This is a genomic window from Pantoea phosphatilytica (assembly GCF_051025615.1).
Taxonomy (GTDB): domain Bacteria; phylum Pseudomonadota; class Gammaproteobacteria; order Enterobacterales; family Enterobacteriaceae; genus Pantoea.
In genome coordinates, this window is the sequence record NZ_JBPFDF010000001.1 from 2,048,839 (window position 1) to 2,064,835 (window position 15,997).

11 protein-coding genes are annotated in these 15,997 nt (G+C 59.4%); 3 read left to right on the top strand and 8 right to left on the bottom strand.

Going from position 1 to position 15,997, the window contains the following annotated elements:
• Positions 1-36 precede the first annotated feature (36 nt).
• Positions 37-1,305: a stationary phase inducible protein CsiE gene (gene csiE, locus ACR6AS_RS09815; protein WP_111139135.1), complete on the top strand. Its 1,269-nt coding sequence runs from the start codon at positions 37-39 to the stop codon at positions 1,303-1,305.
• Here the strand turns inward: csiE and ACR6AS_RS09820 are convergent.
• The gene (locus ACR6AS_RS09820) at positions 1,287-2,435 is read right to left on the bottom strand and encodes a 3-phenylpropionate MFS transporter (RefSeq protein WP_111139134.1); all 1,149 of its coding nucleotides are present in this window, start codon (positions 2,433-2,435) and stop codon (positions 1,287-1,289) included. The two genes, csiE and ACR6AS_RS09820, sit on opposite strands and share 19 nt — an antisense overlap.
• A 128-nt stretch (positions 2,436-2,563) precedes the next feature.
• A complete protein-coding gene (glyA, locus tag ACR6AS_RS09825; protein WP_111139133.1) occupies positions 2,564-3,817 on the bottom strand; it encodes a serine hydroxymethyltransferase in 1,254 nt (417 codons plus the stop codon).
• Between the two features lie 326 nt (positions 3,818-4,143).
• Here glyA and hmpA point away from each other — a divergent pair, with 326 nt between their 5' ends.
• A complete protein-coding gene (gene hmpA, locus ACR6AS_RS09830) occupies positions 4,144-5,328 on the top strand; it encodes an NO-inducible flavohemoprotein (RefSeq protein WP_434161887.1) in 1,185 nt (394 codons plus the stop codon).
• A gap of 54 nt (positions 5,329-5,382) precedes the next feature.
• Here the strand turns inward: hmpA and glnB are convergent, their stop codons facing one another.
• The 5 genes from glnB to purL all read right to left on the bottom strand — a co-directional run bounded on the left by glnB (position 5,383) and on the right by purL (position 13,773).
• Positions 5,383-5,721: a nitrogen regulatory protein P-II gene (gene glnB, locus ACR6AS_RS09835; RefSeq protein WP_111139131.1), complete on the bottom strand. Its 339-nt coding sequence runs from the start codon at positions 5,719-5,721 to the stop codon at positions 5,383-5,385.
• A 178-nt stretch (positions 5,722-5,899) separates the two neighbouring features.
• Positions 5,900-7,234 (bottom strand): two-component system response regulator GlrR, encoded by a 1,335-nt coding sequence (glrR, locus tag ACR6AS_RS09840; protein WP_434161889.1) that lies wholly within the window; start codon positions 7,232-7,234, stop codon positions 5,900-5,902.
• Complete coding sequence (gene qseG / locus ACR6AS_RS09845; RefSeq protein ID WP_111139129.1) at positions 7,234-7,893, bottom strand: two-component system QseEF-associated lipoprotein QseG; 660 nt, start codon at positions 7,891-7,893, stop codon at positions 7,234-7,236. The genes glrR and qseG overlap by 1 nt, the downstream gene beginning before the upstream one ends.
• A gap of 3 nt (positions 7,894-7,896) precedes the next feature.
• Positions 7,897-9,324 (bottom strand): sensor histidine kinase, encoded by a 1,428-nt coding sequence (locus ACR6AS_RS09850; protein WP_293772955.1) that lies wholly within the window; start codon positions 9,322-9,324, stop codon positions 7,897-7,899.
• A gap of 561 nt (positions 9,325-9,885) precedes the next feature.
• Positions 9,886-13,773, bottom strand: a complete 3,888-nt coding sequence (gene purL / locus ACR6AS_RS09855) for a phosphoribosylformylglycinamidine synthase (RefSeq protein ID WP_434161893.1) — start codon at positions 13,771-13,773, stop codon at positions 9,886-9,888.
• A gap of 266 nt (positions 13,774-14,039) precedes the next feature.
• Here purL and mltF point away from each other — a divergent pair, with 266 nt between their 5' ends.
• A complete protein-coding gene (gene mltF, locus ACR6AS_RS09860; RefSeq protein ID WP_434161895.1) occupies positions 14,040-15,497 on the top strand; it encodes a membrane-bound lytic murein transglycosylase MltF in 1,458 nt (485 codons plus the stop codon).
• Here the strand turns inward: mltF and tadA are convergent.
• Complete coding sequence (tadA, locus tag ACR6AS_RS09865) at positions 15,494-15,985, bottom strand: tRNA adenosine(34) deaminase TadA (protein WP_434161897.1); 492 nt, start codon at positions 15,983-15,985, stop codon at positions 15,494-15,496. The genes mltF and tadA overlap by 4 nt on opposite strands.
• Positions 15,986-15,997: the final 12 nt, after the last annotated feature.

Here is a 15,997-nt window from a genome sequence, read left to right on the forward strand (position 1 = left end):
TTCTTAGCTCAAAATAGCCTGCTGGAAATCTGATTGATGAGTTCTGCTACCCCTTTGGCACCACTCTTCACCCGTTCACAGCGTCAGTGCCATCTTTTATTGCTGCTATTTCTGCCAACACCCGCGCTTACACTTGAAAAAGTCTGCCAGCTGAATGGCGTCGATCCTGCTGTTGCCCGACAGGATATCGCGGATGTGGGCCTTGAGATACAGCGATATCACCAGCTGGAGTTGCACCAGATGGTCGATGGCAGCTTTCGCCTTCATGGTACAGAGTTGGATCGACGCCTTTGTCTGCTGCACAACCTGCGACGCAGTCTGCGCCTGTCGACGGATTTCGTCTGCGAGCAGTTCGCCGCCCCCCTGCGTCAGCGCCTGAAGGTAATGAAGATCGAGAAGGCGCTGTGGGATGAGACCAATCTGCAGGCGCTGATCCAGCACTGCAGCCTGCGCATGAAGCGTGATTTCAGCGACCGCGACCGGCTGTTTTTGCAAATCTATATGAAGTATGGCCTGTGTCAGCGTCAGCCGGTGCTGTTCAGTGAAACCCAGCGCGCGTGGCTACAGCATAAAGCTGAACGCCAGGCCGCAGAGGATGTGATTCATCACTGGCGAAAACGCTGTAATCCTGCCCCGCCCGTCAGTGAAACGGACTTCTGGACGTTGCTGTTCAGCCAGATCCATACGCCTGGCGTGGAGACAGTTGCCCATCCTGCGGAAACGCAACTTCTGCAGGCCACTCAGCAGCTGATCGATGACTTTGAGCAGTGTGCCGGGGTCACCTTCGCCGACCGCGCCGAGTTGCTGCACCAGCTCTATCCGCACCTGACCCAGGCGCTGGACCGCACCCATTTCAGTATCGGTATTGATAATAGCGTGGCCCTGGATGTCAGCCGCCTCTATCCCCGGCTGCTGCGCACCACGCAACAGGCATTGCAGCGGTTTGAGCAGCACTATCAGGTGACGTTTTCTCAGGAAGAGGTCAGTTTAGTGACCATCATTTTTGGGGCCTGGCTGATGCAGGGCAGCGCGCTGCAGGAGAAGCAGGTGCTGCTGCTGACCGGTGACGATGCCGATCTGGAACAGGATGTTGAGCAGCAGATCCGGGAGATTACCCTGCTGCCCGTCAACATTACCTATCAGGATGTGAAACTGTTTCAGCGGGAGGGCGCGCCGCGGGATGTGGACATTATCATTTCACCCTACCCCACCTCACTGCCGCTCTTCTCGCCGCCGCTGGTGCATGCTGAATTGCCGCTGACGCTACACCATCAGCAGCGCATTCGTTATTTGCTGGAGTCGTAGCCCGGACGCAGAAACAGCGCAGGCAGCGCGACCAGTGCCATCACCCAGAAAAGATGTCCCTGCAGATGGGCGAACAGCACCCCGCAGATCATGGTCATGATCGCAATCCCGCCGCCCATCGCCAGCGCCGAATAGAGCGACTGCAGCCGGATTACCTCCGCGCCCTGCCGCGCGGCAATGAAGCGCATCGCCGCCAGATGACAGACAGTAAAGCTGCCGCAGTGAAGGATCTGCGCCACAATCAGCAGCGGCAGCGCGGTGCTGGCTCCCATCAGGCTCCAGCGGATCAGGGCACAGACGCCCGAGAGCAGCAGCAGATCGCGCGCGCTCCAGCGGCGGAACAGGCGATTGCTCAGGGCAAAGATGATGATTTCCGCCACCACGCCCAGCGACCAGAGATAGCCCACCATCGAGGCAGAATAGCCGCTCTCCTGCCACCAGATCGCACTGAAGCCGTAATAGGCGGCATGCGCCCCCTGCAGCAGCGTCACGCAGAGCATAAATCGCCAGACCGCCTTTTCCCGCAGCAGGTCACGCCAGACCTGCCAGCCGCCGCCTGCGGCGCTCTGCCGTTCGTTGCCGTGCGGCTGAGTCGCGGGCTTCAGCATCATCCCACTCAGCATGGCGATAACGCCGACGGAGAGCAGCAGCAGAATCGCCTGAGAGGAGTAAGCACTGACCAGCACGCCGGTTAAGGCTGAGCTGACCACAAAGGCCAGCGATCCCCACAATCTGACCGGCCCGTACGCCAGGCCAATCTGCTGCGTCCAGGTCGCGGCCAGTGCATCGCTAAGCGGCACCAGCGGCGAGAAGAAGAGGTTAAAACCGATCATCACGGTCAGCAGCCACATCCACTGCTCCCCTGCCCAGAAACCAGCAGCAAACAGAGAGGTCATCAGTGCCAGCAGGCGCAGTGCGGTGATCAGCCGGCCGGGATTACGGACCTGCGAGGCGATCAGCAGGCTGCCGACAAAACGCGCCACCATACCGCAGCCCAGCAGCAGGCCAATTTTTTCCGCATCCAGCCCGGTGCCTTTCAGCCAGACGCCCCAGAATGGCAGATAGATGCCGTAACAGAAGAAGTAAGTGAAGTAGCCCAGTCCGAGCCATCTGGCAGACGCGATTGCCATATTCCCTCCAGCAGGTGTGCCGCATGGCAGCATAAGTGGGCGCTACTCTGGCAGAGCGCCGCGGTACAGGCAATAAAAAAGGATGGCAGATGCCATCCTTTTTATGCTGTTTCACAACGGGTTAGCGATTATGCATAAACCGGCAGACGGCCGCAGATATCCAGCACTTTCTGTTTGGTGCGCTCAATGGTCGCTTCATCATTGATGTTGTCCAGCACGTCGGCGATCCAGCCCGCCAGTTCACGCACGTCAGCTTCTTTGAAGCCACGACGGGTTACTGCCGGAGTGCCGATACGGATACCGGAGGTAACAAACGGGCTTTTCGGATCGTTTGGTACGCTGTTTTTGTTGACGGTGATGTTGGCACGGCCCAGCGCCGCATCCGCCTCTTTACCGGTCAGGTTCTTGCTCACCAGATCGATCAGGAACAGATGGTTGTGCGTGCCGCCAGAAACGATGTCGTAGCCGCGCGCAATCAGCACCTCTACCATCGCTTTGGCGTTTTTTGCTACCTGCTGCTGGTAGGTTTTGAATTCCGGCTCCATCGCCTCTTTGAAGGCCACGGCTTTACCGGCGATAACGTGCATCAGAGGACCACCCTGACCGCCCGGGAAGACCGCCGAGTTCAGTTTCTTGTAGAACTCTTCGTCGCCGTTTTTCGCCAGGATGATGCCGCCGCGCGGACCCGCCAGGGTTTTGTGGGTGGTGGAGGTCACGATATGGGCATGCGGGATCGGGCTTGGGTAGACCTCAGCGGCCACCAGACCGGCAACGTGTGCCATATCAACAAACAGCCAGGCGCCGACGCTGTCCGCGATCTCGCGCATTTTCGCCCAGTCGCAGACGCCGGAGTAAGCTGAGAAGCCGCCGACAATCATTTTTGGCTTGTGGGTTTTCGCCAGTTCAGCCAGTTCGTCGTAGTCAATTTTACCGGCTTCATCGATACCGTAAGCCACGACGTTATAGAGTTTGCCTGACAGGTTAACCGGTGAACCGTGAGTCAGGTGTCCACCGTGCGCCAGGTTCATGCCAAGAATAGTATCGCCCGGCTGCAGCAGCGCCGTGTAAACCGCAAAGTTAGCCTGGGAACCGGAGTGTGGCTGCACGTTAGCGTAATCGGCACCAAACAGCGCTTTAGCGCGGTCGATAGCCAGTTGCTCAACGATATCAACGTATTCACAACCGCCGTAGTAGCGTTTGCCCGGATAACCTTCAGCGTATTTGTTGGTGAGCTGAGAACCCTGCGCCTGCATAACACGCGGGCTGGTGTAGTTTTCAGAAGCAATCAGTTCAATGTGCTCTTCCTGACGCACTGTCTCCTGCTCCATTGCCTGCCACAACTCGGCATCGTAATCGGCAATGTTCATATCACGCTTTAACATCCGGATCTCCTGACTCAGCTAACTTTCTGACGGTATTTACCCCTCTTCAGGGGCGAAGGCCCACAGTGTAAACCGTTTTAACAGGTGAAGGTAGGGTGAACCGCCTCTTTTTACGCAAACGTTTGGCTAGCGACTGGCATCGCCTTTTTACACCTTTTGCCGTGCCTGCCACACGGTGTTCCTCCCCCGCCCGCGACCGCCGTTTTATGCCATGCACACAAAAGTTGCCACTCTGACAGCCTGAAAAAGGAGCCGCATATTTACAGCGTGGACCGTTCAGCCATAAGATGCATTTAAAATACATCTTTTAACCTGAGGTCCTTTTTATGCTTGATGCCCAGACAATCGCCACCGTTAAATCGACCCTGCCTGCCATCGCCGCCTGCGGCCCGGCGCTGACCGCACACTTCTATGACCGCATGCTGTCGCGCCATCCGGAACTCAAAAATGTCTTTAACATGAACAACCAGCGCAACGGCGATCAGCGGGAAGCACTGTTCAATGCGATCTGCGCCTACGGTGCTAACCTGGAGAACCTGGCCGTGCTGCTGCCTGCGGTAGAGAAGATCGCCCAGAAACACACCAGCCTGAATATTCAGCCTGAGCAGTACGCCATCGTTGGCGAGAATCTGCTGGCGACCATTCAGGAAATGCTGAATCCGGGCGATGAGGTGCTGGCGGCATGGGGACGCGCCTATGGCGTGCTGGCGGATCTGTTTATCCGGCGGGAAGAGGAGATCTATCAGGCAACAGAACAGCAGACCGGCGGCTGGCGCGGCACCCGCGCCTTTCGCATCAGCGCCATTGAGCCGCAGAGCGAGGCGATCAAGAGCTTTACCTTCACGCCGGTCGGTGACGGCCCGGTTGCCGCCTTTAAACCAGGTCAGTATCTGACGATTCATCTGCAACCCGCCAGTTTCGCCCATCACCAGATTCGTCAGTATTCACTGACGCACCTCAGCAACGGCAAAGATTATCGTATCGCGGTGAAACGTGAGGCGCAGGGCACGGTCTCAGGCTGGCTGCATGAGCACGGCCGGGTGGGCGATGTGCTGCAGCTGGCCGCGCCGCACGGCGACTTCTTCCTGGATATCGACTCTGTCACCCCGGTGGCGCTGATCTCTGCGGGCGTCGGGCAGACGCCGATGCTGGCGATGCTGCATGCGCTGGCGGCCAGCCACCATCCTGCGCCTGTCAGCTGGCTGCACGCGGCGGAGAACGGTAAACAGCACGCCTTTGCCGAAGAAGTTCGTGACACGGGGGCACCGCTCTGCGATTTCGCCAGCCGGGTCTGGTATCGCCATCCTACGGCTGACGATGCCGGTCGTTATGATGCGGAGGGCGTGATGAATATCAGTCAGCTCTCTGCGCGGCTCACCTTACCCGAAACGCACTTTTACCTCTGTGGTCCGCTGGCCTTCATGCAGCATGTGGTGGCGCAGCTGCGTGATGCCGGGGTGACAGAAACACATATCCACTACGAACTCTTTGGCCCGCATAAAGGGATGTGACAGCCCCATAAAAAAAGCCCGCAGCGCGGGCTTTTTGTTCTGCCGAAGAGAGAATCAGATCGCCTCTTCATCCTCTTCGCCGGTACGGATACGCACGACGCGCGCCACGTCAAAGACAAAGATCTTACCGTCACCGATTTTGCCGGTCTGCGCGGTGCGCATAATGGTCTCGACGCAGGTATCAACGATATCGTCGCCAACCACTATCTCGATTTTCACTTTCGGTAAAAAGTCGACCATATATTCTGCGCCGCGATAGAGCTCGGTGTGCCCTTTCTGGCGGCCAAAACCTTTGACTTCGCTCACGGTCATCCCGGTGATGCCCACTTCCGCTAAGGCTTCACGAACATCATCGAGTTTGAATGGTTTAATAATCGCATCAATCTTTTTCATGTCAGACCCTTTTTCACTCCCTCCATGGTCAGAGGGTATATCAAGTATAAATGTTGCTGGCGCTGTCGGGCGGTAATATCCGGGATTCTTCGGGCGGCCGCAAGCGCTGTCAGACTACGCCAGGTACTGCGACCGATCCGGGCCGTGGCACACCCGGTCAGCACAAGGTGTTTCCGGGCTACTCTTTAAAATCACTGGCATCCAGTTCATGGCGGGAGAGCAGCTTGTAAAACTCGGTGCGGTTGCGTCCGGCCAGGCGTGCGGCATTGGTGACGTTGCCTTTGGTCATCTGCAGCAGTTTTCGCAGGTAGTTCAGCTCGAACTGATTGCGGGCCTCCGCAAAGGTCGGCAACGCGCTGTTTTCGCCGCTTAACGCCTGCTCCACCAGCGCATCGCTGATCACCGGCGATGAGCTGAGCGCAACGCACTGCTCAATCACGTTCACCAGCTGGCGGACGTTGCCCGGCCAGCTGGCGGCCATCAGGCGCTTCATCGCATCGACCGAAAAACTGCGCACCTGAGGTTTATGGCGCTCCGCGGCCTGACGCAGCAGATGATTCGCCAGCAGCGGGATATCCTCCGTGCGCTGATGCAGCGCCGGAATTTTCAGGTTCACCACGTTGAGGCGATAGAAGAGATCTTCGCGGAACTCTTTTTTCTCCATCGCTTTTGGCAGATCGCGATGCGTCGCAGAGATGATACGTACATCGATATCAATATCGTGATCGCTGCCCAGCGGCCTGACCTTGCGTTCCTGCAACACCCGCAGAAGCTTTACCTGCAGCGGCTGAGGCATGTCGCCGATCTCATCCAGGAACAGCGTGCCGCCGCCCGCGGTTTTAAACAGGCCGTCACGGGCGCTGACCGCACCGGTGAAAGCCCCTTTCGCATGTCCGAACAGCTCGGACTCCAGCAGCTGCTCCGGCAGTGCGCCGCAGTTGATGGCCACAAAGGGTTTACCGTTGCGCGGGCTGGCGGCGTGGATCGCCTGTGCCAGCATCTCTTTGCCGGTGCCGCTCTGGCCGTTAATCAGCACGCTGACATCTGACTGCGCCACCATGTGCGCCTGCTCCAGCAGCCGCAGCATCAGCGGACTGCGGGTAACAATCGCTTCGCGCCAGCGGTCGTCGCTGACCGGTGCCTGCTGAGCCAGCGCCTCATCAATCGCTTTATAGAGCGCATCCCGATCCACCGGTTTGGTCAGGAAGCTGAACACGCCCTGCTGAGTGGCGGAAACAGCATCCGGGATGGAGCCATGCGCGGTCAGGATAATCACCGGCAGACCGGTATGGCGTTTCTGAATCTCGCCAAACAGCGCCAGGCCATCCATTTCATCCATCCGCAGATCGCTGATCACCAGTTCGATTTTCTCTTTCTGCAGCAGACGTAACGCTTCGGGTCCGCTGGCCACTGTGGTGACCTGATAACCTTCGCTGCGCAGACGCATTCCCAGCAGCTTCAGCAGGCTGGGATCGTCATCCACCAGCAGCAGTTTTGCCGCCTGTCTGACCATTACTGTTCCTCCTCCTGCGGCAGCGCCGTGCCGTGACCGTTGTCAGAGACATCCGGCGCTTTGCGTGACGAGAGCTGACGCTCAATGTCAGTCAGCCGCTCCAGCTTATGCTGTGTGTCACTGAGTTGTTGCTGTTGTTTCACCATCTGCTGGCGCGTCGCCTCCAGTTGGGCATCGCTGCTCTGCTGGAGATGCGCATAACGGGTGCGTGCCTCGCTCAGGTCGAGCTGCGCGGTCTGATTGCTGCGCCAGAGCTGAATCAGCGGGCGCAAAGAGGAGGGGAAGTCGCTGCTGTAGCGATCCAGGGTTTCCACATAGCGACGACGCTCGACGGGCGTGACGTTGCCGTTGGACATCAGCACGCCCTGCTTAAAGGCGCGCGACCAGCTCTCAGCTGGCCAGCGGTGGGCTTCTGCCCGGGCTTCGGCGGGGGAAAGATGCTCCGCGCAGTCGATCGCCCGCATCCAGTAGAGGGGATTATTCAGCGCCTCGCCCTTCTCCACCGGCCACAGGTCGTTGCAGCGGATCGCCAGATAATCAGCGACTCTGACCTCGGGTTCCGCCACCTGATGGCCTGACGGCAGAGAGGAGGTGGCCGGGGAGGTCGTACAGCCGCAGAGCAGCAGCGTGCTCAGCAGCAAAGCGGGTAAATATTTCATCGGTCAGACATTCCCGGCTGTGGTGTTCAGTTCAATTCGAAAACAGACGTCAGCCTGCTCGCAGGGGACCAGCGTCAGGTCGCCGTGCATCCGGCGCAGGCAATCCTTGGCAATACTGAGTCCCAGCCCGCTGCCTTTTACCGGCCCTTTGCGCTGCTGGCTGCCCTGGAAGAAGGGTTCGAAAATCATCGCCTGCTCTTCCGGCGGGATCGGCGTTCCGCTGTTCGCGACCTCAATCCATATCCTGTCGCCCTGCTGCTGACTGCGCAGCCAGATGGTACCGGATTCGCTGCCGTAGTTCACGGCGTTCGAATAGAGGTTATCAATGACCCGCATCAGTAACGTCGGTTCAGCAAGGCAGTGGCTGACCTGGAGATCGACCACCGTCTGCATCAGTTTGGCGCGCGCAGAGAGTGCATGGGCGTTAACCACGTTCTCCACGATCTCCGTCACGCTGACCGGTTCAAGCTGAATCGGGCCATCCGCCAGTTTGCGGTTGTAATCCAGCAGTTGCTCGATCAGGCGCTGCAGATGGCGGCTGCTGCCGTCGAGGATGGTCACCACCTCTTTCTGGTCGGCGTTCAGCGATCCGGCGACCTCATCAGCCAGCAGCTCGGTGCCTTCGCGCAGGCTGGCCAGCGGCGTTTTCAGCTCGTGAGAGAGATGGCGCAGAAACTCGTGACGCTGCGACTCCAGCCACTGCAGCCGTTCGCTGAGCCAGACGATACGCTGCCCCAGCGAGCGCAGCTCACGCGGGCCGCGAAATATTACGCTGTTGCCCAGCTCCCGGCCCTCTCCCAGCCGGTTGATCATGCGTTCGATGCGCTTAACCGGGCCGATGATCATGCCGGTAAACAGCAGCATCAGCGCCAGGCTGATGATAAACAGAATCAGCGCCTGCCAGCCGAAAAACTGGCCACGATCGGCGATTTCGCGCTGCAGTTGCAGGCCGCGCGAAAAGACCACCTCGCGCGTCTCCTGCACCATCTGCGCGTTGGTGACGGAGAAGCGGTCCAGCGCCTCGGCGGCGCGCGGAACGGGGTTGCCGTTATCACATTGCAGCGGCGTCAGCAGCGGCAGGGTCGCCTGCAAAATCCGGAACACCGGCAGCTCAGGCAGGCTGGCGCTGTGCGAGTTCAGCATCTGACTGTAACGGGTATGCTGAGTCTGATAGAGGCGAGCCAGCGAGGCATCATCCAGCACACAATACTGACGATAGCCGCGCTCCAGCTCAACAGCCGTTCGTGCCATCGCCTCACTTCTGCGCACGTCGGTGAAGGTGTTGCGGTTGGTGTCCGCGGCCTGTTCGCTTAACGCAGAGAGACTCTCCCACGCCTGCCAGGCCAGCACCAGTAACGGCAGCAGGACCAGAACAAACGCCATCAGCACCAGCTGACGCAGCGAGCGGGGAAATAAACGCCATTTTTTCACGCAGCCGTTTCCTCAGAAAGTTGCTGTCTGGATGCTAGCGGACTCTGCTGGCGGAAGAAAGGGGAAGAAAAGAAAACGGCAGGCTCAATGGCCTGCCGCTGGCGCGACGCGTGAGGCATCGCGTAAAAATGGGTGGAGCCTTACTCAACGTGACGTCCGGTGGTTGATAACGCAAGCGATTATCGGTCAGGTGGACGGCAGGCTCCGTTTGGTGCGTCATTCGGGCTTTATGAGCTCTTTTCCGCCAGGCGGGGCAATCATAAACAGGTGAATGAGCAGTGCCAGAATTATAGCAAGTTCCGTGCCAGAAAATAAATCATTATATTTTTCAGCGGATTGAATCTTTATGCCGCTGAGAGGCTGCGAAAAGTCTGATGGTCATTGTCCGATCTGTCTCCGACAGGCGACACTAATCGGCGGCCCGGACGCTGTCATTGAAAATCAACAGGATAGATGTCGCCATACAGCGACAGTGCCCTGTACCCGCTGTCGCTATTTGCCAACAGCATCACAAAAAAACAGGAGGCACACTGGCCTCCTGTTTTTTTTCAGCGGTCGGTATTAACCCAGTTGCCTGCGCGCATTACGGAAGATACGCATCCACGGACCATCCTCGCCCCACTCGGCCGGATGCCAGGAGTTGCTGACGGTACGGAACACGCGCTCCGGATGCGGCATCATGATGGTGACGCGACCACTTTCGTTGGTCACGGCGGTGATGCCGTTCGGTGAACCGTTCGGGTTAGCCGGATAGGTTTCTGTCACCTTGCCGAAGTTATCGACAAAGCGCAGGGCCACCAGGCCTTTCGACTCCAGCGCCGCCAGGTGCGCAGCGTCACGAACTTCCACAAAGCCTTCACCGTGGGAAACGGCGATCGGCATATGTGAACCGGCCATGCCATCCAGCAGCAGTGACGGACTGGCGGCCACTTCGACCAGGCTGAAGCGTGCTTCAAAACGCTCAGACTGGTTGCGGACGAAGCGCGGCCAGAGGTCGCTGCCCGGGATCAGCTCGCGCAGATTCGACATCATCTGGCAGCCGTTACAGACGCCCAGCGCCAGGGTCTGCGGGCGGTGGAAGAAGGTTTCGAACGTGTCACGCACGCGTGGGTTAAACAGAATCGATTTCGCCCAGCCTTCACCGGCACCCAGCACGTCGCCGTAAGAGAAGCCGCCGCAGGCAACCAGCGCCTGGAAGCCATCCAGATCGCGGCGTCCGGCCAGCAGATCGCTCATGTGCACGTCAATCGCGGTAAAACCGGCCCGGTCAAAGGCGGCCGCCATCTCTACATGTGAGTTAACGCCCTGCTCACGCAGCACCGCCACTTTTGGCCGTGCGCCCGTCGCGATCATCGGCGCCGCCACATCTTCCTGCGGATTAAAGGTCAGATGGACGTTCAGGCCAGGATCGCTGTCGTTTTTCTTCGCGTCATGCTCCTGATCGGCACACGCCGGGTTGTCACGCAGGCGCTGCATCTGCCAGGTGGTTTCAGCCCACCAGGTGCGCAGCGTGGTGCGGCTTTCGCTGTAGACCGCGCTCTCTCCGGCGCGGATCACAAAGCGATCGCCCGGCTGTGCGCTGCCCAGCAGATGAGTGCAGGCCGCCAGGCCGTGATCCGCCAGGATCTGCTCAACCGCTGCGCGATCGGCGGCGTTGATCTGGATCACCGCGCCCAGCTCTTCGGTGAAGAGCGCGGCCAGGGCATCGCTGCCCAGCGAGGCGATATCCACGTCGACGCCGCAGTGACCCGCAAAGGCCATCTCCGCCAGTGTCACCAGCAGACCGCCATCGGAACGGTCGTGATAGGCCAGCAGTTTCTGCTCCGCCACCAGCGCCTGAATCGCATTGAAGAAACCGGCCAGCTGTGTGGCATCACGCACGTCCGCCGGTTTGTCGCCAAGCTGGCGATAGACCTGCGACAGCGCGGTTGCGCCCAGCGTGTTCGCGCCATTACCAAGGTCGATCAGCAGCAGCAGGTTATCCTGATCGGCCTGCAGCTGTGGCGTAACCGTGCGGCGGACATCTTCGACGCGCGCAAAGGCGGTGATGACCAGCGACAGCGGCGAGGTCATCTCACGCTGTTCGGTGCCTTCCTGCCAGCGGGTTTTCATCGACATCGAATCTTTGCCGACCGGGATGGTGATCCCCAGCGCCGGGCAAAGCTCTTCGCCGACCGCTTTCACCGCCGCATATAACCCGGCATCTTCACCCGGATGACCGGCTGCAGACATCCAGTTGGCCGAGAGCTTCACGCGCTTCAGTGAACCAATCTGAGTGGCCGCCAGGTTTGTCAGGGCTTCACCGACCGCCAGGCGTCCCGAGGCCGCGAAGTCCAGCAGCGCCACCGGCGAACGTTCGCCCAGCGCAAAGGCTTCGCCGTGATAGCTGTCGAGGCTGGCGGTGGTGACCGCGCAGTTGGCAACCGGGATCTGCCACGGACCGACCATCTGGTCGCGCGCCACCATGCCGGTCACGCTGCGGTCACCGATGGTGATCAGGAAGGTTTTTTCTGCCACGGCGGGCAGATGCAGGACACGGTTCACCGCATCGACCAGCGTGATCCCGTCACGCTGCAGAGCCTCGCCCTGAGCCTGCAGGGTGACGACATCCCGCGTCATCTTCGGTGTTTTACCCAGCAGGACATCAAGCGGCATGTCGATCGGCTTATTGCCGAAGTGACTGTCTTCCAGGCTCAGATGCAGCTCTTCGGTCGCTTCGCCGATGACGGCGAACGGCGCGCGCTCGCGCTGGCAGATCGCCTCAAACTGCGCCAGCTGGTCAGGGGCCACGGCCATCACATAACGTTCCTGCGATTCGTTGCACCACACTTCCAGCGGGCTCATGCCTGGCTCGTCGCTCAGGATGTCGCGCAGGTTAAAGCGGCCGCCACGACCGCCGTCGCTGACCAGCTCCGGCATGGCGTTGGAGAGACCGCCTGCACCCACGTCGTGGATAAACAGAATCGGGTTTTTGTCGCCCAGCTGCCAGCAGCGGTCGATCACTTCCTGACAGCGGCGTTCCATCTCCGGGTTGTCACGCTGGACCGAGGCGAAGTCGAGATCGGCATCCGACTGACCTGAGGCCATTGATGACGCCGCACCGCCGCCCAGGCCGATATTCATGGCCGGACCGCCCAGCACCACCAGCTTCGCGCCTACGGAGATCTCCCCTTTCTGCACATGGTCGGCACGGATATTACCGATGCCGCCCGCCAGCATGATCGGCTTGTGATAGCCGCGCAGTTCGGTGCCGTTGTGGCTGGTCACCTGCTCTTCATAGGTACGGAAGTAACCGTTCAGCGCAGGACGACCAAATTCATTGTTAAACGCCGCGCCGCCGAGAGGGCCTTCGGTCATGATCTCCAGCGCACTGACGATGCGGGCCGGTTTGCCGAAGTCCTCTTCCCACGGCTGTTCGAAGCCCGGGATACGCAGGTCAGAGACCGAGAAGCCCACCAGGCCCGCTTTTGGCTTGGAGCCGCGTCCGGTGGCACCCTCATCACGGATTTCCCCCCCGGAACCGGTCGCCGCACCTGGCCACGGCGAGATCGCCGTTGGGTGGTTATGCGTTTCGACCTTCATCAGGATGTGTGCCGCTTCCTGATGCCAGCGATATTCATCCTCTCCGGCGTCCGCAAAGAAGCGTCCCACTTCGGAGCCTTCCATGACGGCGGCGTTATCTTTATAAGCAGAGAGCACGTAGTCCGGCGTCTGCTCCATCGTATTCTTGATCATCTTAAACAGCGATTTCGGCTGCTTCTCGCCGTCGATCACCCAGTCGGCGTTGAAGATCTTGTGACGACAGTGCTCCGAGTTCGCCTGGGCGAACATATAGAGTTCGATGTCGTTTGGATTGCGGCCCAGGGCAGTAAACGCTGCCACCAGATAGTCGATTTCATCGTCGGCCAGCGCCAGACCCAGCGCGGTGTTTGCCTGAACCAGCGCCTCACGGCCCTCGCCCAGCAGATCCACACTTTTCACCGGCTGCGGCGTATGGTGCGCGAAGAGTTGCTCAGCCTGCGCCAGATCGCTGAAGACCGTTTCCATCATGCGATCGTGCAGCAGCGTACCCAGCGTCTGCCACTGTGCTTCCGTCAGCTGCGGAGCCTGCACATAAAAGGCCAGACCGCGCTCCAGACGGCGCACCTGCGGCAGTCCGCAGTTGTGGGCAATGTCGGTGGCTTTGGAGGACCAGGGGGAGATGGTACCGGGACGGGGCGTCACCAGCAGCAGACGCCCCTGCGGGGCATGTTCAGCCAGAGAGGGACCATATTTCAGCAGGCGCTGCAGACGGCTCTGTTCGTCGGCGCTTAAGGGCGTGCTGACATCAGCGAAATGGATGTACTCAGCGTAAATATCACTCACCGGCAGATGAGCGTCCTGAAAGCGGGTCAGCAGTTTATTTACACGAAATGCCGACAGGGCGGGCGAACCACGCAGAATTTCCATTAATAAGTCTCTCGTCAGGGCGCCGGGCGACGCAAATTGGGCGCAACAGGGAAAACGGGGCGTATTATAGAGAAAGCGACCTCGCGACGAAACCGTTTGCGCAGAATTTTTGGCGACCCGGATTTGCCTGAATTTTGTGCAAAAGCTGCTATAAAAGTTGCTCAGCGTCATTTTGTTGCGCAGAATGCCCCTCGCTCTGGGAGTTCAAAGAAGATAAATACTGCCTTTAAAAGACAGAGGCCTTAGAGCCAGCGAGAGATAAATATTTGAAACGCCTAAAATTTAATTATCTGTTTATCGGTCTGGTTGCCGTGCTGCTTGCGTTGGCGCTGTGGCCCTCCGTTCCCTGGTATGGGGGCGGTCAGGACGCGATTTCACAGATCAAATCACGGGGAGTGCTGCGTGTCAGTACCATCAATTCCCCGTTAACTTACTACACAGTGAACCGATCTCCGGCCGGTATGGATTATGAGCTGGCAAAACGCTTCGCCGATTATCTGGGCGTTAAACTCAAAGTGACGGTTCGACCTAACCTGAGCGACCTGTTTGACGATCTGGACGATGGCAAAGCCGATGTGCTGGCTGCGGGCCTGAACTACAACCGCGAGCGCCTGACCCGCTATCAGACCGGGCCGGGTTACTACAATGTTTCGCAGCAGCTGGTCTATCGCGTGGATAAGCCGCGCCCTAAAAACCTCGGTGATTTAAAGGGGCGGCTCACGGTCGCCTCCGGTTCGGCCTATCTCTCCACGCTTAAGAGCGCGCGTTCCAGTCAGTTCCCCGACCTGGACTGGGCGATCGCCACCGACCAGAGTCCTAAAGCCCTGCTGGAAGCGGTGGCCGACGGCAAGCTGGATTACACGATTGGCGACTCCGTGACGATCGCCCTGCTGCAGCGCATCTATCCGCAACTGGCGGTGGCATTCGACGTAACTGATGAAGAGCCGGTCACCTGGTATGTGCGTCACAGCGACGATGACAGCCTGAATGCCGCGATGCTCGACTTCTTTAATGGCATGGGCGAAGAAGGGGCGATGGCGCGGCTGGAGGAGAAATACCTCGGCCATGTCGGCACCTTCGATTATGTCGATACCCGCACCTTCCTGCGCGCCATCGACAATACGCTGCCCGACATCAAACCGCTGTTTGAGAAGTATGCCACCAGCATCGACTGGCGGCTGCTGGCGGCCATCTCTTATCAGGAGTCGCACTGGAATCCGCAGGCCACCTCGCCCACCGGCGTGCGCGGCATGATGATGCTGACCCGTAACACTGCCGACAGTCTGGACGTGGGCGACCGGACCGATCCGGAACAGAGCATTCGCGGCGGCAGTCAGTACCTGCAGGATATGATGTCGAAGGTGCCGCAGACCATCCCTGAAGATGAGCGCATCTGGTTTGCGCTGGCGGCCTATAACATGGGCTATGCCCATATGCTGGATGTGCGCAAGCTGACGGCGCGTCAGGGCGGAAACCCGGATAGCTGGGCGGATGTGAAGCTGCGCCTGCCGATGCTGAGCCAGAAGCGCTACTACGCGCAGACGACCTATGGCTACGCGCGCGGGCACGAAGCCTATAACTATGTCGAAAATATCCGCAAATATCAGATAAGTCTGGTGGGTTACCTGCAGGAGCAGGAGAAGCGCCTGGCACGGCAGACGGAAGCGCAGGCGGAGCTGGCCAGAGGCTATCCGGCGGTCGAACCGACAATCGCCATGAACTAACCCTGGCGTTGCGCCTGACGCAGCGCTTTTTTCTGCTCGCGCCGCATACGGAAAAAGTCGCTCAGCATGGCAGCACACTCCTCTGCCAGCACGCCGCTGTGTAATTCAACCTGATGGTTCATGCCGGGATGGCCGAGCACATCCAGCAGTGACCCCGCCGCCCCGCTTTTGATATCGTGCGCGCCATAGACCAGCCGGGTGATGCGGCTGTGCACCATCGCACCGGCGCACATCACGCATGGCTCCAGCGTGACGTAGAGCGTGGTATCCAGCAGACGATAATTCTCCAGCACCTTACCGCCCTGCCGCAGCGCCATGATCTCCGCATGCGCCGTGGGATCGTGCTGGCCGATGGGCCGGTTCCAACCCTCGCCAATCACCCGATCGTTCTGCACCAGCACGGCCCCGACCGGCACCTCGCCCTGCGCCCAGGCACGGCGTGCCAGGTCAAGCGCATGGCGCATCCAGTATTCATCTTGTTCTTTCATGCAGACCACTCC